Genomic DNA, 24,926 nt, shown 5'->3' on the forward strand with positions numbered 1-24,926 from the left:
AATGTCAATTTTAGCATTAAATAAAGTTAATTATTCATATAAAAATGGAAAAAAAGTTTTAAATGATATAAGCATGGAATTTGAAGAAGGAAAACTTTACGCTATTTTAGGGGCTTCGGGTTCAGGAAAATCAACGTTATTATCACTATTGGCTGGATTAGATGAACCTAGAAATGGCGAAATATTATATAATAATCAAAATATAAAAGTAAAGGGATATGAGAATCATAGAAAAAGCAATATTTCATTAATATTTCAAAATTATAATTTAATTGATTATATGACACCTTTAGAAAATTTAAAAATAGTTAATCCCAAGGTGAATAAGAAAATATTAAACAATTTAGGGTTAGCTGATGATGAAATTAATAGAAACGTATTACAACTATCAGGGGGACAGCAACAGCGTGTTGCCATTGCAAGAACACTTGTTACAGATTCACCAGTAATATTAGCAGATGAGCCAACGGGGAATTTAGATAGTGATACAGCTGATGAAATTATAGAAATATTAAAAACAAGTGCACATAAACATGGAAAGTGTGTAATAGTGGTTACTCATAGTAAGGAATTAGCTAAAAAAGTAGATGTTGTACTTGTTCTAAAAAATAAAAAACTAACACAGATTAATTAATAAAAATTATATTATTAACAATAAGTTTTTAGAAGGAAGAATTAAGTATGAAAGTAAAACATTTTAAAGATGCAAATTTAATAAGTAAAGTACTATATGTTATTTCAATAATTATATTAGCATATACATTATTAACTATATATAATTCACATGTATATATATTATCACTTGTAGCATCAGGTAAGATTGTGGTAAGTAAAAGTATATTAGTGGTAATAACATATTACATTAATTCATCATTACCGTATGCATTTTATTCAATAGCAACATTTTCTATGGGATATATTATCAATGAATTAAATGTTAAAAGGGAAGTAGAAAAAGATATAAAAACTGATTTAGAAGACTTTAATAAATTAAATGAAGATGATAATGAATTAGAAGAATTAATAGAATATTTAAAAGATTAACTAGCTGTTAAGGATTAATTTAGAAAACTCTTGATATTCACTTGAGAAAGTTATTATGATGTTAGGGTAATGGGCAAGATGGTAAGGGATAACAAGCAATTGGATATAAAGTAAGTTTTGAGAAGGAGTATCAGTTAAGGGTGCTCCTTCTTCTTTTAGGTTAAGAAGTTTTGGAGCAACTATGTTGAATTTGAACATTACTATATAGAATAATATGGGGATGTAGATCATAATTAAATTATAATTTTAAAAGTATATTAGAAAAGGAGAAAAGTAATGAGCAAGTTTACAACCTAACTTAACACCGATACGGAGATTCAATTACATGGTCCAATGCATACTCTTCTTGAAAATGTAGGTCATGAAGTTGAGAATATAGATTTTATATATTTTGAAAGAGCATTTTCTAATGAAGTTAGACCACAAAAGGGAGAAAGCAAAGAATTATATTGGTTTACTAAAGAAGAAATTGAAAGTAATGATACTATAAAACCTCATGTTAAAGTAATGGCATTAGATGCATTACGTATTTTAAGTAATATATAAATATATATTATGATTATGTAGTATATAAGGAGGTTGTATCTATGAATAATGAGATTATACGTAGAAAAATGAAAGAGTTTCCGTAATGGAATGATAGAAATGGTTGTTATACAGATGAAAATTGTGATTTAGAAGAAGTACCAAGAATGACATATGATGATTCAGTAAAATATTTCTTTGGTGTGATGAATGATGATTTCTACTATAACATAACAGATAATATTTTTGAATTATCTTATGAGGAAGTAATTAAATATGCTAAAGATAATAACTTCTATGATTCAACATATGAAAAATTAAATCTGTTAATAAATAATGATAAGCCAACAATAGAATTTTATAAAAGTTTACTTTAGTAAAGCTCTTACTTGTATTTAGATATGCAAGTAAGAGTTTTTTATATGTAGAAGGGAGAAAGTATAATGAAAAAAGTTTATAATGAAAGTCAATTAGTTAAATTAAATAGCATACCAGTAGAGGTTATTGAATTCGTAAGAGAACTAATAGTTATATTAAATGAAGCATATGGAGAGGATAGGAATGTAGAATCTGACTTAGGTGGATATGTATTAATAGCAGAAAATATAGTAGATATCGAAATATTGAAACAAGATAAGTTACAATGTTTAGTGCCAGAATATACTGATGTAATAGAAGTTATGAATGGAGAAAATTATACTTCAAGCTTATACTTACTTTCTAGCGATTTTTCAATTGTAGTAGTATGTACTGAAGAACTTTCTAAGTTCCTACTGGAATAAGATAAGGAGGTAGAATTAATGTGAGTAAGAAGAGTGAAGAAAAGATAATCAAGGAAACTAAGTACTGCAAGATAAAAAGCCAAGGAAAAGTTGGAGCAGGAGAATACACATACTCAATAGAGAAAATCTACATCAAAGAACTAAAGAGATACGAAGTAAGGTTCTGTGTCTACAAGGCTACTAGAAGAGGTGACGAAACATACATTCCAAGAAGTCTTGATGTAACGGAGCTAGAACTAATAGAGCTAATAAAGGAGTCAATAAGAGAGAAAGTATTTTCAGAAGAATTCATTGAAATGTTAAAACAAGAAATAAACCAAATCTAAAAGTCTTAATTGCTACAAGTATAGTGATTAAGACTTTTTTACATTTAAATAAAAGTATAGAAAGAGGGAGTATAAATGTTTAATAAAGATAATGTATTTATTACAGTTAATGAAGAAGTTTCTTCAAGGAATTAGGTATTAAGTATGATGAAAATATGAGAATAATAATAGTTAAAAATAATGATAAGTTAAGAAGAATTTAAATTGATAACAAAAAAGAAATTGGATTAATTGTCCAATTTCTTTTTTGTTATTTATTTAGACTTTGTAATTTTTCTTTTTGTTAAAATTAATCCCAATACTACTAATAGCAATAACGATAAAATAGCTATATATTTTGATAATGAATTTACCGTTGCAGGAATATCTTCTATATTTTCATTAGTCTCATTATTACTATTTGTATCTTCAGAAATCATCATAGTTTCTGGATTAACTTCAAAGTCTTCTGCTAAAGTTTCAGTCATTACTGAGTTTTCTACAGGTTTTTCAGATTGACCTTGAGGTGCTTCAGGTACTACTGAAGTTTCAATAGGTTTTTCTACTGGAACATTAGATGTATTTGGTATATTAGTAGTTCCATCAGGTTTTTCCGCTGGAGCATTAGGAGTACTTGGTACATCAGGAGTTTCTCCAGGTTTTGTTTCATCATTAACTTTATTTGATAATACTATTATTTTTCTTTCGACGATAATAGTGTTATTATCACTATCTGTTACTTCATATTTTACAGAATAATCTCCTTCAGTTAAGCTAGTTAAGTCTAGTGTAGGTAATTTTAGTGATTTTATTAAATCTCCATCTTCTAAATCTGTTACACTTACTCCATTAGAAAAATCAAATCCCTTACCTTCACCTTCATTTATTACTATATCATCTAATCCGGTTATTACTGGTAATTGATTTGTTACTGTTACTATTCTATCTACAGTTGTAGTATTTCTATCACTATCAGTTACAGTATAAGTTAATGTATAGTCTTCATTTGTTCCTGGAGTAGGCTTACCCAATTCTCCAGTTACATTTATTTGTAATCCAGTTGTATCAATATCATCACTGTAGCTAACTCCATTCATCTTATTAAAGGTGTCAACTTGTCCAATTCCTATTTTTATATTATCAGCATCATGTATAACTGGTGGATTTGATTTAGCAGGAGCTTTTCCTTTATAAAAGACACCATCTGTAGATATCATATTAAGAGCTATTTCTTCATTTATGGCACGAACCTCTATTACATGCTGACCTTCATTTTGCATATTTAATGTAACTGAAGGTTCTCTTAGTGATCCTGTTAATTTAACTTTTTCCCACTTACCACCATCTACTCTGATTTCTACTTCAACATCTTTAGCTACATATATATTACTTTCTTTTCCATCAAAACAATACATAAAGTAACCAGTAGTTGTATTGTATGTTGCACCATTTACAAAAGCACCATTAGAATCTTTTGACCAATCTCCTTCGTATTGTATAAAACTAGAGTCTTGAGCTATTACATTTTTAACATTTGTTTTATTTGATAACTTCACTTCTGCAACTATTGTTATATCACGGCCATCTCTATTATTTAAAGCACTAATTTTTAAGTATTTAGCTTTTGTTTGCGGTAATGATATTTTTATGTCTGCAGGAGCATTTGAATTATCTTTTCTTGTTTTATCTTCATATATTTGTGTCCAAACAGTTTTATCTCCATTATATTCATCTGCTATAAATATTTCATAATCTCCTATTACGCCAACATGGTCATATGTACGTGTATATATTTCTAGATTATTAAAAGATTTTTCTCCACCTAAATCCAATATATATTCATGTGGAAAAGGTGTTTTATTAGAATTATCATAAGATGAGTGGAAATATGTACTTATATCTCCATCAACTATATTTTCTTTATTACCTTCATTATGAGAGTTTGGATCATTATTAGGAACAACTCCTTGTGGAGTACTAATAACTGTTAATCCTTTTACTGTAGTTTCATCTGCTGTTGCTAAACTTGATGGTCTAATATACTCAGGATCTGGCATTACATAATTTCTATCAGTAATTTTACCTACATCATTTAAGTTAGAATAAATCTTAGTTATTGATTTCCAACTAGTATCTCCTGAAGTTTTTCTAATATTTACATCAGCCCATCCAATACCGCCAGTATTTTTAGCTACCAATGTATATTGATAAATTTTATTAGCTTCTAAATTTACAGTAAAGCTAGTTGATTTGGCTCTGCCTTTATTATCTGTTTGCTGTGCAAGCTTAAGTGCATCATCAACATTATTTGCATAATCATTAGTTATAGATTGTAGTGTTGTTCCATCATCTAAATGTATTTGAAAAGCAGCTCTATCATCTCCAAAAGCTTGGAATTCATATTCTCCAGCTTCATCTACCATAAAGTATCCTTTACTTCTAGATAATCTATCACCTTCTGCGGAATCAATTCTCATTCCAGTTGATGTTGAACTTCCATATGGTGTACTTGTTGGTAAAACGTCTAAAGCTTCGTAAATATCCCATTTAAGTATATCAAAATGTTCTACAACACTAGCATTATAATCTAGAGCTATAGTACAATTTAACTTAGTTTCATGACTTATTCCGTCTTTTTCAACTTTAACTGTTAATACAAATTCATCTAATGCATTTTCAGGCATTGATGTACTAGCTAAATAATCATATTTACCATCTTGTCTTAATTGTAAAGTTCCATATTTTGGCTGAGATACATCTATTACAGTTACATTACCAGGTGAAACTAAACTTTTTTGGAAGTCAAATGTATAACCGCTAGATGGAATATAGAAAGGTCTACCTGTTTCTCTTCCTACTTCCCCCATTGCATACACACTTTGCACTGGAATAGTCTCTTTATATCCAAGAGCTTTTATCTTATCAATGGTTTCTTGTTTTAATGGCCAACGTAATTCTTTTTGTATATACCATGTATAATCACGTTCACCAGCCACACAAAATCTATATGCCATATCATCATATCTATCATCTCTCTTCAGTCCGCCTTGACTTTCAAGCTTATAATCATATGGTGGAATATATATTCCGTTAAAGGTTCCTCCCTCATAAGTTGATTTAATAACATTAACATAGTTTATTGGTCCAATTTCATGAGCAAATGTACTAAACATAAAGTTACCTATATTCGGTACACCAGGATAGTACTGAACGCCTTCAAATATTTGTTGCTTTAAACTACTATATGGATCTGCAACCTTATTCCAATCATCGGTTCCATTTTCTCCTCTAGAAGCTGCTATATTAGTATATAAAATATATGATGCAGCACTTAAAGCATTATTAGTTATTTCAGTAAAATCAGTTCCAAGGCCCCATTCATCAGAATATGAACTATATCTTCTTTGATAATGGTGATTTATTTCATGTATTATTCCCCAACTTCCATTTTTCACTAGACCATCATAATCAAATGCATCTTTTGACCATTCTGGTGGTAAATTACATGACCAGCTCCATACATTTGCATATGCTATACCAACGGTTATATATTGGTCAAAAGTAAGAGTCATTGGTGTTGTTCTATTTTCAAGTCCCATTGTATTGGCACTTAAGGCAGTTACATTTGTCCAAAACTCTGCTGCTTTTTGTGGATCTTCAATATGACGAATAAATTTAGCTGGAAGTATAAATCTTAAATAAGGAGTTCTTATTTCAGCAAATATACCTGGTGCATCTTTTGCAACTTTCCATTCTTCAGATGTTGTTTTACCTAAATCATAATATGGTGTATCAACTACCCCTTTAATATCTACCTCAATATTTGCGCCTGAAGGAACAGATTCAGCTATTTCTATAAAGACCATTCCTCCAAAAGGTGTACCTACTTTAGTTTCGGTTTCACTAATAGAGAAAGTTTTTCCTAAATACGGCATACGATTTTCGTTACTATGATTATAATAATATTCTTCTGCATCAACCATAGTCATACCTACGCTAAGTTTAATTTTTCCTTGCTTAGCGTATTTTAAAGCTTCATCATTTAATGTTACATTTAATTTATGATGAAAATTTCTCAGAGAATAGCTTTGGATTCCGCCCTCGCAGAGGTGTAAAAGATGCAATAAGGAAAGCTGAAAGTTATATTAACGAAGGTTATACATGGGTTGTAGACATAGACTTAGAGAAATTCTTTGATAAAGTAAATCATGATATTTTAATGTATAAACTATCGAAAGATATTAAAGATAAAAGAGTTTTGAAACTAATAAGGAAGTATCTGCAATCAGGAATAATGATTAATGGAATAGTAACATCAAGCGAAGTAGGAACGCCACAAGGCGGACCACTAAGTCCGCTATTATCTAATATTATGCTAGATGAATTAGATAGGGAGTTAGAGAAAAGAGGACATAAATTTTGTCGCTACGCGGACGACTGTAATATTTAAGTAAAGAGTAAAAGAGTCGGAGAGAGGGTTATGGAAAACATAACCAGATTCATTGAAGGTAAACTAAAACTCAAAGTAAATATCAACAAAAGTGCAGTTGAAAGACCTTGGAAAAGAAAATTCTTAGGGTTTACACTAGGGATTATGTTTGGTAAGGCATATTCAAGCATATCTAAACAATCATTAAGGAAGCATAAAGATAAACTCCGAGAAATATTATCAAGGTCAAAACCGATGACCTTAGAACAAAGAATAATTAAGATAAATCAAGTTAACATAGGTTGGATTAATTATTATGGAATAGCAAAGTGCAAAGGTATTGTTGTTCAATTGGATAAATGGATTAAACGGAGATTAAGAATGTGTATATGGAAACAATGGAAGAAGGTTAAAACAAGATATAAAAACCTTAATAAATTAGGACTTAATCACTATCAAGCAATAAAATTCGCCAACACCCGTAAAGGATATTGGCGAGTAGCAAATAGTGTTATATTAAATACTACACTAACAAATCAATTCTTTAACGACTTAGGCTTGAAAAGCCTAACGCGTCAATATATTAAAATTCATTAAACTTAAGGAACCGCCGTATACCGGACGGTACGTACGGTGGTGTGAGAGGACGGAAAATAAAATAATTATTTTCCTCCTACTCGATTATATTTATGTTAATAATATTATTAAAAATATAGTGATGAAAAAGATTAAAAAATTTTAATCTTACTTTCATTCCTACTTCATGAAAAAGAGAAATCAATATTATATAATTCATAATACAGATTAAGATAAGGAGAAACAAAATGAATAAATATTTAGAAACAGCAAGAGAAATAATAAAAAGAAACAAGAAAAAAATGGTAAAAAGAATTTCAATATTATTAGTTTTAGGTGTTGCAGTATGTGGTATAGGTGCTATTACTGTATATAGTATAGCTAAATCTAATATTAATTATACAGTTGATGAAGCAAAGGTAATAGCACTACAAGCGGTTCAAGGAGACATATTAAAGGTTAGGAAAAGCTTAGAGTTAGATAATCTTAGTTTTGAGTATAAATTTAAAATAAAAAATTCAAATAATATTCTTATAGAAGTTAATGTGGATTCTAACTTGGGGGTTATTACAGATATAGATAATTATTATGATTAAACATTATATATAAGCGTATTATAAAGGAGGAAGTATAGTGAAAAGCATATTAATAGTTGAGGATGAACCTAATATTTCCGATTTTGTAAAAGGGGAATTAGAATATGAAGGGTATGATGTTTGTATTAAGGAGGATGGTAGAGAAGGGTTAGAAGAGGCATTAAGAAATGAATATGATCTTATAATACTGGATGTTATGCTTCCTTCAATGAATGGATTTGAGATATGTAGAAGACTAAAGAGAGAAAAACAATCTCCGGTAATAATGCTTAGTGCAAAAGATAGTGTTATGGATAAAGTTAATGGGCTTCAAATAGGTGCTGATGATTATATTGCTAAGCCATTTGCAATAGAGGAGTTACTTGCACGTATTGAAGTGGTTTTTAGGAGACAAGATAGTTTAAATAATTCTATAGTAAAGTTTAAGGATATTGTAATTAATAAAAGCTCAAGAAGTGTTAAAAGGAATGGTAATGAAATAAGTTTAACTAATAAAGAATATGAACTATTAATGATATTAGTAGATAATAAGGATAAGGTAGTTACTAGAGAAGAGCTTTTAGAAAAAATATGGGGCTATGGGTATGAACCGGAAACTAATGTCACAGATGTATATGTAAGATATTTAAGAACAAAATTAAATAATGAAAATAAAGAAGAATATATACAGACAGTTAGATCAGTTGGTTATATTATGAGGGGTTAGTAATGAGAACTAAAAAATTACCTGTATTTTTAGAAATTATGAAAAGTTCCTTTTTTATAATAAGTTTAATTTTGATTATATATACAATTGGTCAATTAATTACATTTTGGATATTTACAGATGAGTATGAAAAAGATTTATTAGAAGCTAAATATAAAGAGATAAGCAGCTTATCTAAGGATATAAACATAGAAATATCTGAAAATGGGTTTTATGAATATTTACAACAGTTAACTAAGGTTGATGATGATGAATATATTAGGATTTACTCAACAGATAAAATATATTATGAATCCCCATCTGAAATATGGGAAGAAATTAAATTTGACTATGTAAATCAAGATATTATAATGGGATCTAAGATTTTTGATTTTGAGATATATATGGTAATAACAGGACCAATAGAGATAGGAAATTCTCAATATACGATACAAATAATTAGAGAAAATGAGATGTTTCAGGAATTTACTGAAAACTCCTTACCGATTTTAATTTTTACTTTAATTTTAGGATTAGCTTTAAGTGGTATAGGAGCTATGTATGTTTCGAAGAACTTTATAAAGAGACTTAGAAGGCTTACAACAACTATGAATGAAATAAAGGAAAAAGGAATTAATAAAAGAGCTGAAATATCAGATTTAAATGACGAAGTAGATAAAGTAAATATAGTTTTTAATTCAATGATGGATGAATTAGAAGAGGCATTTCATGAGCAAAGTAGGTTTGTATCAGATGCATCACATGAATTAAAAACACCATTAACAGCACTTCATGGACATTTAAGTATGCTTAAAAGATGGGGAAAAAATGACAAGGAACGTTTAGAAAAATCTTTGGATATATGTTTAAAAGAGGTAGAAAGATTAAAAAAGTTAGTAAATGATATGTTATTACTATCTAAGGCAGAAAAATCAGTAGTAGACTTAAATAAAGTAGATAAGATTGATCCTGTAATATTAGTTGATGAGGTTATAGAACAATATAGATTTTTAAATCCAAATGTCACATATATAGTTAATATTGATGAAAATATAAGAATAAAAGTTGAGCCAAATGATTTTAAGCAGTTATTAATTATATTTGTTGATAATTCAATAAAGTATAACAATAAAGAGAATGTTGAAATTTCAATAAGTATAAGAAAAGAAGCTAGTGCGATAAAATTAGAAGTTAAAGATAATGGAATTGGTATACCAAAGAATGAAATTGATAATGTAAAGAAAAGATTTTATAAAGTTGATAAATCTAGAGTAAATAATAATTCTTTTGGAATTGGTTTATCCATTGCAAACAGAATAGTTAGCAATTATAACTCTAAGATTTATATAGAAAGTGAATTAGATAAATATACAATAATAAGCGTATATTTTAAGGGATAAAAGTAGGGAAAATTAATTATCTATATTTAATGAAAATTTTATAATATTTTGGGATATCATAGATAAAAATATTAATAAAAAGATGTATATAAGTGGAGGATAAAATGAAAAAGGCAAAATTAGCAGCAATTATGATAATAATTTCTATTAGTTTAGTAGGGTGTAATAACTCAGGTGTATCAAATTCAGGTGCAACGAATGAGAGTACAACAAATCAAAATACAACAAATCAAACTGAAACAAACTCAGGTATAACAAATAATGAAGTTGTTGGGGCTAATAAGATAACAATTGATCAGGCTAAAGAAATAGCACTAAACCATGCAAAATTAACAGCAGAGCAAGTTTCATTTATTAGAACTGAAAGTGAATTTGATGATGGAATAGAAAAATATAATATAGAATTTTATTATAATAATCAAAAATATGATTATGATATTAATGCGGTTAATGGACAAATAATTCAATATGATTTAGAAGGAGTTATTAATAATAGTCAAAATAATTTAAATAGCACAGCTAATATTTCAATAGAGCAAGCAAAGGAGATTGCATTAAACCATGCAAATTTAACAAGCAATCAAGTTATATTTTCAAGAACAGAATTAGATTATGATAATGGGATACAAAAATATGAAGTAGAATTCTATTATAATAATAGAGAATATAGTTATGAAATAAATGCTAATACTGGAGATATATTAGGGTATGAGCAAGATTAATATATTAAGAGAAGGTGCCACTCTTTAGAGAGAGGTGCCTTTTTTTAGTAGATAATTTAAGCTTAAAAATAGTATTGACTCTAACGTTACGTGATAAATTAAAATTATATTTGTAGCTAAGATAAACAAAATAATTTATGAAAGGAGGTATATAAAGCTAATGAGGATAAGCGAAGTAGCAAAGTTAACAGGAATAACGGTAAGAACATTGCACTATTACGATGAAATAGGGCTATTAAAACCAAGTGAAATAACAGAGGCTGGTTATAGGTTATACTCTAGAGAAGATCTGGAAATATTACAACAAATACTGTTTTTCAGAGAACTAGATTTTCCTCTAAGTCAAATAAAGGAAATAATGAATAATCCCAATTATGATAAAGAAGAAGCACTTAAAAAACAAAAAGAATTGCTAATTCAGCAACGACAAAGGATAGAAGGATTAATAAAATTAATAGAAAAAAGAATAGAAGGAGATAATAATATGAGCTTTAAAGAATTTGATATGAATGAAATAGAAGAAAATAAAAAGAAATATGCTAAAGAGGTAAAAGAACGTTGGGGAACTTCTAAAGCGTATGAAGAAAGCGAAAAGAAAACAAGTAGTTACAATAAAGAAAAATGGGGAGACATTAATCAAGAGACAAGTGAGATATTTAAGGGGTTTGCTGAATTAAGAAATTCTGATCCAGGAAGTGAAGAGGTGCAAGAATTAGTTAGAAGATGGCAAAAGTATATTACTGATAATTTCTATACTTGTACAAATGAGATATTATCTGGATTAGGTTTAATGTATGTGGAGGATGAAAGATTTAAAGAAAATCTAGATAAGAATGGTGAAGGAACTGCTAAACTTATGGCAGAAGCAATAAAGATTTATTGTTCAAAATAATATGACACTTAAATGACACAAAGGAGGATTATTATAAACACATAAAGTAGTTAATGCAAAACAATTAATGATTAATAATAATCCTCCTTTTGAAATATAAAGGCGCCTAACACGAGAGTCCCCCTTAAGTGTTAGGCTATTTTTATATTTTAAATAAAAAATAAGATTTAAATGAGTTATTTTGAGTTTTACGGATAATAATAGTAATGATTTTTAATAATAGAAATAAGTAAATTAAAGGAATTGACAACGGTTTGTCAATAAAAGAATAGTATGATAGTATATATTAATGCATAGGATACTAATATGTAGTTAAATAACGAGATAGCAATGGAGGAAATGAAATTATGTTACCAAACTGTCCAAAATGTAATTCAGAATATACTTATGAAGATGGAAATCTTTTAATTTGCCCAGAATGTGGTCATGAATGGACTGCTGCAAGCCAAGCGGCTGAAGAAGAAGCAAGTGTTATAAAAGATGCTAACGGAAATGTTTTAAATGATGGTGATACTGTTACAATAATCAAGGATTTAAAGGTTAAAGGTGCTACATCAGCATTAAAGCAAGGAACAAAAGTTAAGAATATTCGTCTACTTTATGATGTAACAGATGGTCATGATATAGACTGTAAAATAGATGGATTTGGAGCAATGAAGCTTAAATCATCAGTAGTTAAGAAGATATAATTAGAGATAATATATAAGGACTGTTTATATTAAAGTTAAGCAGTCCTTTTTACTTGTAGTAATATAAAATTTATATTGTATGATATAATTAAAATAAAAATTAAGTTTTTGGAGGCGATAGTTTATGTTCACTAAGGAAGAACTTTTAGTAATAGAAGATGCTTTAAAAATAGCTGATGAAAAGTACATAAAGTTGCTTGATGAAAGCAAAAATAATAAGAATAAAATGGTTGCATTTAACAGAAAGCAAAAGAAATTATGGTTAGTTCAAAATAAATTAAATAAAATACTAAAAGAAGAAGTCTAAAAGTATTATTTTATGGTATCTAGTATAAAAACTAGATACTTTTTTTATTATTAATTTGATTTATGGGGAAAATTAATTAAAATACTTAATTTATAAGTTTATATCCATCTATAAATTTTATTATACAACATCTAATTTATTAATTTCTTACCATGTATTTAATAAATATATATACACCTATTTTTATTAAACGATAATTAATAATACAGGGAGATAAAATAATACAAATGAACACTAAAATTAGTAAAATGTTGATTTATTTAACATAATGTAGTATTTTGATATTTTTTGAAAAAAATCCATTATAATACATAAGAAAATTTGTAAAAAAATGTCTTCACCTCTGTTTTTATATAAATTCTATAAATAAATTATATCCAAAATAAGTAAAAGAATAATAATCAATAAACTAATTCAATTTATTGATTATTAAGAATATTTTCAAAATAAATATTGTAATATTTAATAGAATATTTATTTTAAAAACAAAAACAAGGTGATTTATATTTTAATAAAAAAACCAATATATATATTATTATATAATATAAAATTTATATAATAATATAAAATATATGAAATTTTAAAGCAAAATATGTAAAATGCAGTAAAAAAGAAATGAGTAAAAATTATATAAATAAATTTAAAAATAAATGCTAGTGATAATAAAAAATGAAATATTTATAAAAAAATCTTTCATAAATGAATTTGTATAATTTATTTACAAAATTAAACATTTAAGATAGAATTACATAAGTGAAAAAATAAATAGATAAAGGGGAATATAAAATGAAAAAAAGATTTATAGCAATTACATTTTTATTGTTGATAACTTTTGGAATGATAGCTTGTGGAAAAAATGAAGTTTCAAAAGAGGAAAATATAAATGAAACAAATCAAGAACAAGCAACAGGAAGTCAAGAAACTACTGAAGAACAGCAAGAGAATCCTAATAAATGTGGTAATACAGAAGAGCAAGATCAAGCTCAAATTGAGTATATAAATATAGCCCCAGAGGAGGTAAGAATACCTATTCTTATGTATCATTCAATAAGTGATGAAGATCCTAGTAATAACTTATTAGTTCCTCCTGCAATGTTTGAAGAGCAAATGGCATGGCTTGAAGCTAATAATTTTACTGCAATGAATTTAGATGAAGCTTTAGAAGCTATGGAGACTGGAAAAGTACCTAAGAGACCTGTTGTTATAACGTTTGATGATGGATATGCAGATAATTATAGTAGTGCTTTTCCATCATTAAAAAATCACAATTTAAAAGCTACTTTTTTCATAATAACTGATGGAGTAGACAATGGTTATTATATGTCATCAGATAATTTAAAAGAAATGCAAGCTGCAGGAATGTCTATAGAAAATCATACGGCAAATCACTTAGAATTAAATGGATTGTCAAAAGAAGATGCATATGATTCAATTAAAAGAGCACAAGACTATTTGAGAAATGTCATTGGTTCAGATGGAAATTATCTTTGTTATCCAGTAGGAAAATATAATGATGAAACTATTGCTATAGAAGAAGAGTTAGGAATAAAGGCAGCAGTAACAACTCAAGGGGGAATAGCTTCGATAAATGATGGGATTCATACTTTAAAGAGAGTTAGAATATCGCCAATGAGTATTGATAGCTTTGCTTCAATATTTTCAGAGTATATTAATTAAAGATAAGCTATACTATAAATGACGAAAAAAATAATACTTTGGAGGGATAGTAGTGGCAAAAATAACAAGTAAAAATAACAGTTTATTAAGAGATTCAAGAAATAAAGTTTCACCTAAAGTATATAATCTTTTACTGGATTTAGTTAATGATGACAAAGAAGAATTAGCGGAAATTGTTTTAAAAATAGATTATTTAATAGAGTATGCTAATAGTGCAGTGAAAGCAAAGGATTATAGTGAAGCATTAGAAACTATTCAAAGAGCAGAAGAAAGAATAAAGTTAATTAAAAGAGAATATTATGATGTAAGTCATTTAGAATACTTAATTGAAGGTGTAAAATTAAAGATAAAAAAATAAAACAATGCCCTATAGATAGAAACATCTATAGGGCATTGTAATTATATTAATATAAATTATTTAGAAGATCTTTTGTTTCTGCTTCTCTTTTTGTTGTTAGTTGAAACTTCAACGTTAACTCTTCTCTTATTGATTTTTCCACCAGTACACTTTTCAAGTACTTGCATGTGAATAGCATCATCAACATTAACAAATGCGAAGTTTTCCATTATGTCTATGTCTCTTATTTGAGAAGCTCCTACTTTTGCATTATCCTTAATGTAATTGATTAAGTTTTTAATAGTTAAGCCATCTCTTCTACCAGCTGAGAAGAATAATCTAACGTCATTTCCCTTAACTTTAGCTGGCGCTTCAAGTTTATCAGTTGAGTAATCAAAAGATAGTTGATTTTTAAATTGGCTTTGAAGTAATGAAGCTATAACTTTTACAGAATCATGAGTTTCAGTTAATTGAGTAGCAACATTAACAAACTTAGAATAGTCTTCAGCTTCAATTATTGAAGAAACTTCTTCTGTCATTGCTTTGAACTTAGCATCGTATATTTCTTGAACTGTAGGTACTTGTCTTTTTTCAATATTACCTTTAGTAACATTTTTAATTTGTTTAAGGAATCCAAATTCTTTAGGAGTAATTATGCTGTAAGCAGTTCCTTCACGACCAGCTCTACCAGTTCTACCAATTCTATGAACATATGATTCAATATCTTGAGGTAACTCATAGTTAAATACGTGAGTAACTCCATCAACGTCAATTCCTCTTGCAGCAACGTCAGTAGCAACTAAGAATTTTAAAGAACCATTTTTGAACTTAGCTAAAGTTTTCATTCTTTGAACTTGAGACATGTCTCCGTGCATACCTTCAACCATGTATCCTCTTGCTTGCATTGCAGCAACTAAATCATCAACACCTTTTTTAGTTCTGCAGAAGATGATACCAGCAGATGGATTATCAAGATCTATTAATCTACAAAGTGCTTCTAATCTTTGAGATCCGTTAACTTCAAAGAAGTTTTGTGTAATTGTAGATCCTGTCATTTCCTTTCTTGCTATAGCGATATGTTGAGCATCATCTTTTAAGTATTTTTTAGTTAATTTCTTTATTTGAGGAGGCATTGTTGCAGAGAATAAAAGAGTTTGTCTTTCTTCTGGAATGCTCTTCATTATTTCTTCCATATCATCAATGAATCCCATGTTTAGCATTTCGTCTGCTTCATCTAAAACTAAGAACTCTACTGAAGATAGCGGTAAATTTCCTCTTCTTATATGGTCTAAAACTCTACCAGGTGTACCAACTACAATGTTAGCTCTCTTTAAATCTCTAGCTTGAAGATGAATTGGTGCACCACCGTATACAGCAACGATGTTTAATTTTTCGTACTTAGTTAATTTTACTAATTCATCGTGTACTTGTATTGCTAATTCTCTTGTTGGAGCTAGTATTATTGAACCAATAGCATTTTTTACTGTTAAGTTGTTTAATATAGGTAAGCCAAATGCTGCTGTTTTTCCTGTACCAGTTTGAGCTTGCCCTATAATATCAGTTCCCGAAAGGGCAACTGGAATTGCTTCGGCCTGAATTTGAGATGGTGTAGTAAAACCTAAATCATCAATAGCTTTTACTAAAGTCTCCTTTAAGCCTAAATCATTAAATGTTAAATTCGTCATATAGTATCCTCTTTTTTCATGTATTTTTTTATTTATTTCAAATTATTTAAATAATTATCTCTCATCAATCGACTTTATTAAGTATATAGCAAAAATATAATTAATGCACTAAGTATTTATTGTAAAATATGAAATAGTTGTTTATTTTTCATTTAATCAAAAAATGGTAATGTTTTCATTGGCAAAAATAAAAATTCCACAAAAATATAATTGACAATTGGCCGAAAATAGTTCAAAATATGCAATGGAAATAGTCATTACTTAAATTTTAAATATTGTGTTATTGTGTCATGGAGTATGTGGGAAGTTTATCTACCTATGTACTCTATTTTTTTACAATAAAAAAGATGAGATTGACCTCATCTTAATATAACAGGTCGTACAACTCTAAACTTGTACGACCTGTTTTTATTTAGATAATTTAGATGCAATTATATTTTGTACTTTCTTAGGTAATTCATCTTGTTCTTCTTTAGTTAAAGAAGCTGTTTCTATAGCGGGATGAATATATAAGTTTACAGTAGCTGGTTTAAACCAAGGACCATCACCATGTTCCATAATCTTATAAGAACCATCCATAGTAACTGGAATTATAGGACTCTTTGATTTTGTTGCTAATTTAAAGCTACCTGCTTTAAAGTCCTTCATTGGACCGCCTTTACTTCTTGTTCCTTCAGGGAATATAACTAATGAATGACCTGCTTTTAAAGACTTAACGCCTCTAATTATAGCCTCACCTGATTTTCTAAGATTACTTCTATCCATGAATATACAATGCATAAAATTCATCCAAGTTCTAACTAGAGGGATTTTTTCAACTTCAATTTTTGAAATAAATCCAATGACTTCAGGAATTTGAGTGATATATATAGGAATATCAAAGTTACCTTGATGGTTACCTACAAACAATACTGTCTTGTCTTTAGGGATATTTTCAACACCATGAACATTAACTTTTACACCAGCTATTTTCAACAATGAATTAGCCCATGTAGTAGTACATTTATATATTAATGCTTCACTTTCGTCTATTCTATTTTTTTTAATTAAATATTTAACTCTAAATGTAAATGGTACGCTTATTATTAAGCTTAGAAAAAACCATATGTACCAAATTATAGTTCTAATCATAATTTTGCCACTCCTCAAATTTAAATGTTAAGTAAAGTATACTATAAAGTATATATAAAAAGTAATATTTTTGAAGTAAAAATATTAAACTAAGTAGTAATATATTCATATACTAATCTTAAAATTAATTTATTTTGGAGTAAAAGATAAATGTTTAAATTTAATCCTAAAAAATTAAAGGTTATATATAGGGATGAAGTAGATAGGAATAAATTAGAGATTCCGAGAAAGTATACATTAACACATAGTGATAGAACCGGAAATTTATTTTTAACTATAGGTAAAACTTATGATTATAAGAGTATTGATTATAATATAAGGGATGAAGTGTTAGCTTTTTGGGAAAAGAGTGATAAATATTATTTAAAGGTAAAATTAGAAGTAGATAATGGAAGTTCACTTCCAAAAATAATAATAAGGAATAAGATATTTAGAGAGGATTTACCACTTGCTCTTAATGCTATTGTATATGGAGATAAAATGCTATTTGAAAATAATAAAATGCTGTATAAGGCGCATATAATAGTGTATTTTAAATCAAAAAATGAAAAGTATAATGTTATAGAAGATTGGGGTGAAATAAAGGATTATAAATATAAAGAATAGTAAGTAGAAAAAATTGACATAAGCAAATGAGTGTAATAAAATATACTTATGGATCTTGCTCTCATAGTTTAATGGATAGAATAGTCCCCTCCTAAGGGATAGATACAGGTTCGATTCCTGTTGGGAGTACCATAATAAAAATCGCTAAGAAATTTAAGTTTCTTAGCGATTTTTATTTATATTATTTTGATTTCTTTTCTAAAAAATCTTTTGATTTTTCCAGTACTATTATTAAAGATCCGCCTATAATAAAGAATATCCAGCTGAAGTTTGAAAGATTCATTGCTGGTTGAGGGACTTCTAAAGTAGTAGGTCCCATAAATACGGCATATAAAGATCCAACCATTAATCCTAATATTAAATAAATCATAGCAGATCTATATTTACTTAATAAGAATTTAATTATTTTAATTGTACTTAAAATACCTGTAATTACACCTAATCCAAAGATTATTAATACTGGTAAATAAGAAAAGTTAAGTGATAAAACTTCTTTTATTGCACTTATAATTCCTGTGTAAAGTCCAAATATTAATAATAAAGTTGAACCTGATATACCAGGTAGAACCATAGCAGAAATAGCAATTAATCCAGCAACAAATACAAATATACCAAGTCCAAAGTTTAAACTTCCTAATGAAAGATTCATGCCACCATTAGTACCTGCAGGATTAAAATACGTAATTAGTCCAACAATTAGAGCACCGATTAAGGTAAAAATAATATTTTTATATTTACCTACTAAAGAATCCTTTTCCTGTTTAATTATTAATGGAATTGCAACTATTATAAATCCAGTAAATAGTGAACTTATACTATAGATGTGTGAATCAAATATAGAAGATAGTATTAGTACAGATAAAACCATACCAGTTACCCAACCGATTCCTAACTTAATTAAAAAGAATAAAGCCTTTTTCTTATCTTCTTTGCTATCTTTTGATATTAATGAGTTTAGAGAGCCTATAAAATCATCATAAAACCCTAATATAAAAGCAATAGTACCACCCGAAACACCAGGTACACTATCAGCTAAGGCCATAAAAAAACCTCTGATAAAATTAATAATATACACAATATCACCTCAAAATAAATATGTTAAGTATAAAATTATAATACTAAAAATAAAAAAATAATAGCACATTATTATTAAATTAATATTAAAAATATTAAAATTTCTATTGAAATAAAATGTAAAATTTGTGTTTATTTATTGGTAAATTATATCATATAGTATTAACGTATGATATAATAAATATCAAAAATATTTTATTAAATTACTAGGAGAGTGATTTTTTTGGAACCCAGTCAAGTGTGGCAGATAATAGTACTTATAATTTTACTTGTATTGTCTGGATTTTTTTCAATGTCAGAAACCGCCCTTATGGCACTAAGTAAAATAAGAATTAGACATATGGTGGAAGAGGGAGTAAAGGGAGCTAAGTTGGTTGAAAAGTTAACAGAAGACCCAAATAAGTTATTAGGAGCCATATTAATAGGCAACAATATAGTCAATATTTTAGCATCATCATTAGCTACAACATTATTTGTTTCTTTAGTAGGTCCAAGTGGGGTTGGAGTAGCAACTGCTGTAATGACAGTATTAGTACTTATATTTGGAGAAATAACTCCAAAGTCAATAGCAAAACAAAAATCTGAAGAAGTATCGTTAAAAGTAAGTAAACCAATAAATATAATAGTTAAAATATTAAAACCTTTTATAGGAATATTTTCGTTTATATCAAGTTTATTTATAAGATTATTAGGTGGAGATCCGAAGGCTACGGAACCATTTATAACAGAAGAAGAATTAAGAACTATGGTAGGTGTTAGTGAAGAAGAAGGTGTGCTTGAAGATGTTGAAAAAGAAATGATTTTCAATGTTTTTGATTTTGCAGATTCTCAAGCTAAAGATGTTATGGTTCAAAGAGTAGATATTGTAGCAGTAGATACCGAAGCTACTTACGAAGAAGTTTTAGAAGTTATAAAAACAGAGCAGTTTTCTAGAATACCTGTATATAATCAAACGATTGATGATATAGTTGGAGTTTTGTATGTTAAGGATTTAATTATAGCAGGTCAAAACAAAGAAGGATTTAAAGTTTCTGATTATATGAGGGAACCTTATTATACATTTGAATTTAAAAAAATTAAGGAATTATTTAATGAAATGAAGAAAACCAGAAATCATTTAAGTGTTGTTTTAGATGAATATGGTGGTACCGTTGGTATAGTAACTATAGAAGATTTAATTGAAGAGGTATTTGGCGATATAGAAGATGAATATGACGACTATGATAAGGAAATAGAAGTTGTAAAAGAGGATGAATATATAGTAGATGGAAGTGCCAAACTTGATGATATAAGTGAATTAATTGGAGTAAATATGGAGTCAGAAGAATTTGATTCTGTTGGTGGATTAATTATAGGAGAATTAGGTAGATTCCCAGATAATAAAGAAGAAGTAACTTTAAACAAAATAAGATTTGTTGTTGAAGAAGTTGATAAGAATAGAATTAAAAAAGTAAGAATTTACACATAGTTACTAATTGAAGTAATAAGGTAAGAGTTAAGAGTTTTAAATGGTAAAATGAATTTTATCAATGGCACTTAGCTCTTAAATTTTAGCCAATAAAAGGTGGAAATGACATAATGAATTATATGGATATTGCTCTAGAAGAAGCTAATAAGGCTTATTTAAAGGGGGAGGTTCCTGTAGGGGCTGTAATAGTAAAGGATAATAAAGTAATAGCTAAAGCTCATAATTTAAAGGAAACAAATAAGTCAGTATTGGCACATGCTGAAGTATTAGCTATTGAAGAGGCTTGCAAGGTATTAGGTGATTGGAGATTAAATGGGGCAGAGATGTATGTAACATTAGAACCTTGTTCAATGTGTGCATCTGCAATTGGGCAAGCAAGAATTTCAAAATTATATATTGGAACATTTAATAAAGATATGGGGGCTTGTGGGACAATTTTAAATATTTTAGATTATGATATTTTTAATACTTATGTAAAGGTAAATTGGTGTTATAATAAAGAATGTAGCGATTTAATAAGTAAGTTTTTTTATGAAAGAAGACAAAGAAAATTAATAGAAAAAGGGGAGGATAAGAGATGAATCCAGTAGCAATGAATCCGGTAGCATTTGAACTATTTGGTCAGCCTATAAGGTGGTATGGAATCATTATTGCAGGAGGCGTATTAGTTGCATTTTTTGTATCGTATATTCTTGCAAAGAAAAAAGGACTAGATTTTGATATTATTACTGATGGTTTTTTATGGAGTTTTCCATTTGCGATAGTTGGAGCTAGGCTTTATTATGTGGCCTTTGAATATAAAAATTATCATTCATTTTTAGATGTAATAAATATAAGAAATGGTGGTATGGCTATTCATGGAGGGTTAATTGGTGGATTGGTTGTTGCATATATATTTACAAGGATTAAGAAGATTAATTTTTTTGAATATATTGATGTGATAATGCCAGGAGTAATATTAGCTCAGGCAATTGGGAGATGGGGAAATTTTATGAATCAAGAAGCTCATGGAGGCCCAGTTACAGAAGCGTTTATAAGTAAATTCCCTGAATTTATTCAAAGAGGAATGTTGATAAATGGAACATATTATCACCCAACATTTTTATATGAATCTATTTGGGATTTAGTTGTATTTGTATTATTAATATTTATTTTATATAAAAAGAAACAGCAACATGGTATCGTAATAGGAAGTTATATGGTACTTTATTCGTTAGGAAGATTCTTTATAGAAGGATTAAGAACTGATAGCTTAATGTTCTTTGGATTAAGAACTGCTCAAATAATAAGCTTAATAGGTATTATTTTTGGAGTTTTAATTATATTTATAGCAATAAAAAATAATAAAAATAAAAGCAAAAATTAAATATCATAAAAATAAATAAATGCGACTCGAAGTGGTAAACTAATATAGTGATAAACTGCGAGTCGCATTTATAGATTTACGATGAATTATGAAAGTAAATCTTTCTATTGAACTACAATAATATTTATGTTAGAATGAGAAAGTATCAAGATTAAGTAAAATAAAAAATGTTTTAATTAATTTCTAGATATGTGATATGGAGAGATGTCCGAGTGGTTGAAGGAGCACGCCTGGAACGCGTGTATAGGGGAAACTCTATCGTGGGTTCAAATCCCACTTTCTCCGCCATAGCCGTACTAGATGGGGAGTTAGCGGTGCCCTATAACCTGCAATCCGCTATAGCAGGATTGAATTCCTCACCGAGGCTTTTAATCTTTCTGGACTGCCCTATGTAAGTGATGTTGAGGGTCGGGTCCCACGCGACGTAAGACTGTGAACCTCGTCAGGTTCGGAAGAAAGCAGCGATAAGCAGCCCCTGCGTGTGACGTGGATCAATCTTACCTGAGTTAACTACATAGGTAACGCTTAGAGGTTACTGTCAAAGTGAGGTGTACGGTTTTAAATTATCCTTTCTTGCTAGAAAGAAAGGCTTTTTTAATGTTTATAAACAATTTTAATTAAAATGAAAATTAATTATGAAAAATGATATTTCATTTTTCGTTCAAATTTATTTATTAAATTAAGGTTACTCTTCAATAGGATTAACAATATAGGACAAAAAAACAATAGGACAGAAAAATAGGGAAATCTCTTGTGAGATATCCCTATTTTTCTGTCCTTTTTTAAATTTAAAAAGGAAAATATTAAAAAACATAACTATTTAAGTTAACTAAATGATAATATAAAAATATTAAATGCAAGTTAAAAGTATTAAAAATTGCATTTTTTAAATAAAACTCTTGTAAAACCATATAAAAATGAAATATAATAAAAATATGAAATTCAAAAAGATTTAAGGGGGCTATTTAAATGAGAAAATTTCCGACTTCGATGATGACACAACATCCTGATAATGTAGAACAATACATATCAATCCAACATGAACCAGAAGAGGCAATACAAGGATTAACACCTCAAGAGCAAGGTGGTCTTGGAATTGATGAAGTAATGATAGATTTTGAAGGTAAATTAACACCTTATCATCAAACATCACAAATTGCATTAGGTTTAATTGGCAAGGGTATAGTGCCGGGTGAAAATGTTAGGATAACACCTAGAATACCAAATGCAAATAAGGAATCAGTATTTAGACAGTTAATGAGTATAATGTCTATAGTTGAAACTAATGCACAGGCTTATCAGCTTACAGGGGTACAAGCTATAAGAGAAGTGGTTGTACCAATGGTAGAGACAGGGCAAGAAATAGCTGAATTCCAAGAAAGAGTAAATTCTGTTATTGAATTAGGAAATAAAAATTATCCAGTAAAATTTGAAGAAAATAGTGTAAGAATAATCCCATTAGTTGAAGATGTTCCTGCATTAGTTAATGTTGATAAAATATTAAATGATTTTTATGAAATTTCAAAGGAAAAAGGATTTAATATAGACTATTTAAGATTTATGATAGCACGTTCAGATACAGCAATGTCTTATGGATTAATATCAGGAGTACTTTCTGTTGTAATGGCAATCGATAAGGCATATAAATGGGGAGAAGAACATGGGGTAGAGGTTGCACCTATATTAGGATGTGGATCATTACCATTTAGAGGACATTTTACTGGTGAAAATGTTGATAAGATATTAGAAACTTATGCAGGAGTAAGAACTTTTACTTTCCAATCTGCGTTAAGATATGATCATGGTGCTGATGAAACTAAAAAGGCTGCAAGAGAGTTAAGAGAAAAGATGGATATGTATAAACCAAGAAGATTCTCTGAAGAAGATATAGCTCTTATGAAGGAATTCATAGGAATATTATCAAAACACTATTTAACAACATTCTTAAAGGTAATAAATACTGTTTCATTTGTATCTGACTTTATTCCAAAGAATAGAGATAGATTAACTAAGGCTAAAACAGGTTTAGAATATAACAGAGAAGTTGCTAACCTTGATAATATAGCTAACTTAGTAAGTAATGAAGAGTTGAAGAAAGAAATATTAAGTATTGATAATTCTACTGAATATGCGGTACCTAGAGCTATTTCATTTACAGGAGCTATGTATACATTAGGTATGCCGCCAGAGCTTTTAGGAATGGGTAGAGGACTTAAGGAAATTAAAGATAAGTTTGGACAAGAAGGTATAGATAAATTAATTGAATTCTATCCTATGTTAAGAGAAGACTTAGGATTTGCAGCAAGATTTGCTAATGCTGGTGTTAGTAAAAAGATAATAGATGAATCTGCAAGACAAGAATATAAAGAAGATATGAAGTATGTAAATGAGATATTAAATCTAGGATTAGATTATGATTTCATGAACGATAATGAATTCTATCATACTCTATTAAAGACAACTAGACCAATAATAATGCATTTAATTGGACTAGAAGATGATATAATCCAAAGCAAAACTGAAGAGTTAAAGATTCTTAATGAATGGATTATAAGAATGGGTAAAGTAAGAGGAAGTATTGGATAAAATTAATGTTTAAAATAAAAAAGTCGGTTTTACCGACTTTTTTT

The 24,926-nt window shown here is 28.3% G+C and carries 25 protein-coding genes, 2 tRNA genes, 1 other RNA gene and 1 pseudogene; 25 read left to right on the top strand and 4 right to left on the bottom strand.

The features are described 5' to 3' along the window. Position 1: 1 nt before the first annotated feature. The 6 genes and pseudogenes from TY07_RS07170 to TY07_RS07195 all read left to right on the top strand — a co-directional run bounded on the left by TY07_RS07170 (position 2) and on the right by TY07_RS07195 (position 2,677). Entirely contained in the window at positions 2-634 is a 633-nt protein-coding gene (locus TY07_RS07170) for an ABC transporter ATP-binding protein (RefSeq protein WP_005212002.1), read from the top strand. A gap of 47 nt (positions 635-681) precedes the next feature. Then, positions 682-1,044: a hypothetical protein gene (locus TY07_RS07175; RefSeq protein WP_005212003.1), complete on the top strand. Its 363-nt coding sequence runs from the start codon at positions 682-684 to the stop codon at positions 1,042-1,044. A gap of 333 nt (positions 1,045-1,377) precedes the next feature. After that, positions 1,378-1,590: an NUDIX hydrolase gene (locus TY07_RS07180; RefSeq protein WP_042397347.1), complete on the top strand. Its 213-nt coding sequence runs from the start codon at positions 1,378-1,380 to the stop codon at positions 1,588-1,590. Positions 1,591-1,631: 41 nt separating this feature from the next. Further along, positions 1,632-1,946: pseudogene (locus TY07_RS07185) on the top strand (hypothetical protein). Between the two features lie 66 nt (positions 1,947-2,012). After that, positions 2,013-2,351, top strand: coding sequence for a hypothetical protein (locus TY07_RS07190; RefSeq protein ID WP_042397350.1), 339 nt, complete (start codon positions 2,013-2,015; stop codon positions 2,349-2,351). Positions 2,352-2,371: 20 nt separating this feature from the next. Further along, positions 2,372-2,677, top strand: coding sequence for a hypothetical protein (locus TY07_RS07195; protein ID WP_042397354.1), 306 nt, complete (start codon positions 2,372-2,374; stop codon positions 2,675-2,677). Positions 2,678-2,931: 254 nt separating this feature from the next. On the opposite strand, the gene TY07_RS07200 is transcribed toward TY07_RS07195, so the two are convergent. Continuing rightward, positions 2,932-6,645, bottom strand: a complete 3,714-nt coding sequence (locus tag TY07_RS07200; protein WP_078061307.1) for a M60 family metallopeptidase — start codon at positions 6,643-6,645, stop codon at positions 2,932-2,934. Positions 6,646-6,701: 56 nt separating this feature from the next. Here TY07_RS07200 and TY07_RS18815 point away from each other — a divergent pair, with 56 nt between their 5' ends. From TY07_RS18815 to TY07_RS07250, 11 genes are all read left to right on the top strand, one after another. Beyond that, positions 6,702-7,106, top strand: coding sequence for a reverse transcriptase domain-containing protein (locus TY07_RS18815; RefSeq protein WP_302537713.1), 405 nt, complete (start codon positions 6,702-6,704; stop codon positions 7,104-7,106). Between the two features lie 30 nt (positions 7,107-7,136). Next, a complete protein-coding gene (locus tag TY07_RS18820) occupies positions 7,137-7,682 on the top strand; it encodes a group II intron maturase-specific domain-containing protein (protein ID WP_052330635.1) in 546 nt (181 codons plus the stop codon). 227 nt (positions 7,683-7,909) lie between these two features. Next, entirely contained in the window at positions 7,910-8,257 is a 348-nt protein-coding gene (locus TY07_RS07210) for a PepSY domain-containing protein (RefSeq protein WP_042397360.1), read from the top strand. Positions 8,258-8,294: 37 nt separating this feature from the next. Next, positions 8,295-8,963, top strand: a complete 669-nt coding sequence (locus TY07_RS07215; RefSeq protein ID WP_042397363.1) for a response regulator transcription factor — start codon at positions 8,295-8,297, stop codon at positions 8,961-8,963. Positions 8,964-8,965: 2 nt separating this feature from the next. Then, positions 8,966-10,342, top strand: coding sequence for a sensor histidine kinase (locus TY07_RS07220; protein WP_052330636.1), 1,377 nt, complete (start codon positions 8,966-8,968; stop codon positions 10,340-10,342). Positions 10,343-10,446: 104 nt separating this feature from the next. Continuing rightward, complete coding sequence (locus TY07_RS07225; RefSeq protein ID WP_052330637.1) at positions 10,447-11,064, top strand: PepSY domain-containing protein; 618 nt, start codon at positions 10,447-10,449, stop codon at positions 11,062-11,064. A gap of 160 nt (positions 11,065-11,224) precedes the next feature. Further along, on the top strand, positions 11,225-11,956 hold the full coding sequence (locus tag TY07_RS07230; protein ID WP_042397366.1) for a MerR family transcriptional regulator: 732 nt from the start codon (positions 11,225-11,227) through the stop codon (positions 11,954-11,956). Between the two features lie 347 nt (positions 11,957-12,303). Next, a complete protein-coding gene (locus TY07_RS07235) occupies positions 12,304-12,645 on the top strand; it encodes a zinc ribbon domain-containing protein YjdM (protein WP_042397370.1) in 342 nt (113 codons plus the stop codon). 124 nt (positions 12,646-12,769) lie between these two features. After that, positions 12,770-12,952: a hypothetical protein gene (locus TY07_RS07240; RefSeq protein WP_042397374.1), complete on the top strand. Its 183-nt coding sequence runs from the start codon at positions 12,770-12,772 to the stop codon at positions 12,950-12,952. A gap of 786 nt (positions 12,953-13,738) precedes the next feature. After that, positions 13,739-14,629, top strand: coding sequence for a polysaccharide deacetylase family protein (locus TY07_RS07245; RefSeq protein WP_042397378.1), 891 nt, complete (start codon positions 13,739-13,741; stop codon positions 14,627-14,629). 52 nt (positions 14,630-14,681) lie between these two features. After that, positions 14,682-14,987, top strand: coding sequence for a hypothetical protein (locus TY07_RS07250; RefSeq protein ID WP_042397381.1), 306 nt, complete (start codon positions 14,682-14,684; stop codon positions 14,985-14,987). Between the two features lie 56 nt (positions 14,988-15,043). On the opposite strand, the gene TY07_RS07255 is transcribed toward TY07_RS07250, so the two are convergent. Both TY07_RS07255 and TY07_RS07260 read right to left on the bottom strand, forming a co-directional pair. Continuing rightward, entirely contained in the window at positions 15,044-16,651 is a 1,608-nt protein-coding gene (locus TY07_RS07255; RefSeq protein WP_042397384.1) for a DEAD/DEAH box helicase, read from the bottom strand. A gap of 408 nt (positions 16,652-17,059) precedes the next feature. Next, positions 17,060-17,782: a lysophospholipid acyltransferase family protein gene (locus tag TY07_RS07260; protein WP_042397387.1), complete on the bottom strand. Its 723-nt coding sequence runs from the start codon at positions 17,780-17,782 to the stop codon at positions 17,060-17,062. A gap of 150 nt (positions 17,783-17,932) precedes the next feature. Here TY07_RS07260 and TY07_RS07265 point away from each other — a divergent pair, with 150 nt between their 5' ends. Continuing rightward, complete coding sequence (locus TY07_RS07265) at positions 17,933-18,388, top strand: staygreen family protein (RefSeq protein ID WP_042397390.1); 456 nt, start codon at positions 17,933-17,935, stop codon at positions 18,386-18,388. A 57-nt stretch (positions 18,389-18,445) separates the two neighbouring features. Further along, positions 18,446-18,520, top strand: a tRNA-Arg gene (locus TY07_RS07270). A gap of 49 nt (positions 18,521-18,569) precedes the next feature. On the opposite strand, the gene TY07_RS07275 is transcribed toward TY07_RS07270, so the two are convergent. Further along, positions 18,570-19,463, bottom strand: coding sequence for a DUF368 domain-containing protein (locus TY07_RS07275; protein WP_042397393.1), 894 nt, complete (start codon positions 19,461-19,463; stop codon positions 18,570-18,572). 222 nt (positions 19,464-19,685) lie between these two features. Between TY07_RS07275 and TY07_RS07280 the strand changes: the two genes are divergently transcribed. From TY07_RS07280 to ppcA, 6 genes are all read left to right on the top strand, one after another. Beyond that, positions 19,686-20,930 carry an HlyC/CorC family transporter gene (locus tag TY07_RS07280; RefSeq protein ID WP_042397396.1) on the top strand — a complete coding sequence of 415 codons (1,245 nt, stop codon included), beginning with the start codon at positions 19,686-19,688 and terminating at the stop codon, positions 20,928-20,930. A gap of 110 nt (positions 20,931-21,040) precedes the next feature. After that, positions 21,041-21,511: a nucleoside deaminase gene (locus TY07_RS07285; protein WP_042397399.1), complete on the top strand. Its 471-nt coding sequence runs from the start codon at positions 21,041-21,043 to the stop codon at positions 21,509-21,511. Positions 21,512-21,522: 11 nt separating this feature from the next. Continuing rightward, positions 21,523-22,296: a prolipoprotein diacylglyceryl transferase gene (lgt, locus tag TY07_RS07290; RefSeq protein WP_042397474.1), complete on the top strand. Its 774-nt coding sequence runs from the start codon at positions 21,523-21,525 to the stop codon at positions 22,294-22,296. Positions 22,297-22,494: 198 nt separating this feature from the next. Then, positions 22,495-22,584 (top strand) — tRNA-Ser (locus tag TY07_RS07295). A gap of 3 nt (positions 22,585-22,587) precedes the next feature. Then, an RNA gene (gene ffs, locus TY07_RS17605) (signal recognition particle sRNA large type) lies at positions 22,588-22,852 on the top strand. A gap of 413 nt (positions 22,853-23,265) precedes the next feature. Then, positions 23,266-24,882 carry a phosphoenolpyruvate carboxylase gene (ppcA, locus tag TY07_RS07300; protein WP_042397402.1) on the top strand — a complete coding sequence of 539 codons (1,617 nt, stop codon included), beginning with the start codon at positions 23,266-23,268 and terminating at the stop codon, positions 24,880-24,882. Positions 24,883-24,926: the final 44 nt, after the last annotated feature.

It is taken from the genome of Clostridium saudiense, from assembly GCF_000577815.1.
GTDB lineage: Bacteria > Bacillota > Clostridia > Clostridiales > Clostridiaceae > Clostridium > Clostridium saudiense.

Excerpts from the sequence above, each read along its gene's own strand:
- TY07_RS07170 (WP_005212002.1), top strand. The coding sequence starts at position 2 with ATGTCAATTTTAGCATTAAATAAAGTTAATTATTCATATAAAAATGGA.
- TY07_RS07175 (WP_005212003.1), top strand. The coding sequence starts at position 682 with ATGAAAGTAAAACATTTTAAAGATGCAAATTTAATAAGTAAAGTACTA.
- TY07_RS07180 (WP_042397347.1), top strand. The coding sequence starts at position 1,378 with ATGCATACTCTTCTTGAAAATGTAGGTCATGAAGTTGAGAATATAGAT.
- TY07_RS07190 (WP_042397350.1), top strand. The coding sequence starts at position 2,013 with ATGAAAAAAGTTTATAATGAAAGTCAATTAGTTAAATTAAATAGCATA.
- TY07_RS07200 (WP_078061307.1), bottom strand. The coding sequence starts at position 6,645 with ATGACTATGGTTGATGCAGAAGAATATTATTATAATCATAGTAACGAA.
- TY07_RS18815 (WP_302537713.1), top strand. The coding sequence starts at position 6,702 with ATGTTACATTTAATTTATGATGAAAATTTCTCAGAGAATAGCTTTGGA.
- TY07_RS18820 (WP_052330635.1), top strand. The coding sequence starts at position 7,137 with ATGGAAAACATAACCAGATTCATTGAAGGTAAACTAAAACTCAAAGTA.
- TY07_RS07210 (WP_042397360.1), top strand. The coding sequence starts at position 7,910 with ATGAATAAATATTTAGAAACAGCAAGAGAAATAATAAAAAGAAACAAG.
- TY07_RS07220 (WP_052330636.1), top strand. The coding sequence starts at position 8,966 with ATGAGAACTAAAAAATTACCTGTATTTTTAGAAATTATGAAAAGTTCC.
- TY07_RS07225 (WP_052330637.1), top strand. The coding sequence starts at position 10,447 with ATGAAAAAGGCAAAATTAGCAGCAATTATGATAATAATTTCTATTAGT.
- TY07_RS07230 (WP_042397366.1), top strand. The coding sequence starts at position 11,225 with ATGAGGATAAGCGAAGTAGCAAAGTTAACAGGAATAACGGTAAGAACA.
- TY07_RS07235 (WP_042397370.1), top strand. The coding sequence starts at position 12,304 with ATGTTACCAAACTGTCCAAAATGTAATTCAGAATATACTTATGAAGAT.
- TY07_RS07240 (WP_042397374.1), top strand. The coding sequence starts at position 12,770 with ATGTTCACTAAGGAAGAACTTTTAGTAATAGAAGATGCTTTAAAAATA.
- TY07_RS07245 (WP_042397378.1), top strand. The coding sequence starts at position 13,739 with ATGAAAAAAAGATTTATAGCAATTACATTTTTATTGTTGATAACTTTT.
- TY07_RS07255 (WP_042397384.1), bottom strand. The coding sequence starts at position 16,651 with ATGACGAATTTAACATTTAATGATTTAGGCTTAAAGGAGACTTTAGTA.
- TY07_RS07260 (WP_042397387.1), bottom strand. The coding sequence starts at position 17,782 with ATGATTAGAACTATAATTTGGTACATATGGTTTTTTCTAAGCTTAATA.
- TY07_RS07265 (WP_042397390.1), top strand. The coding sequence starts at position 17,933 with ATGTTTAAATTTAATCCTAAAAAATTAAAGGTTATATATAGGGATGAA.
- TY07_RS07285 (WP_042397399.1), top strand. The coding sequence starts at position 21,041 with ATGAATTATATGGATATTGCTCTAGAAGAAGCTAATAAGGCTTATTTA.
- lgt (WP_042397474.1), top strand. The coding sequence starts at position 21,523 with ATGAATCCGGTAGCATTTGAACTATTTGGTCAGCCTATAAGGTGGTAT.
- ppcA (WP_042397402.1), top strand. The coding sequence starts at position 23,266 with ATGAGAAAATTTCCGACTTCGATGATGACACAACATCCTGATAATGTA.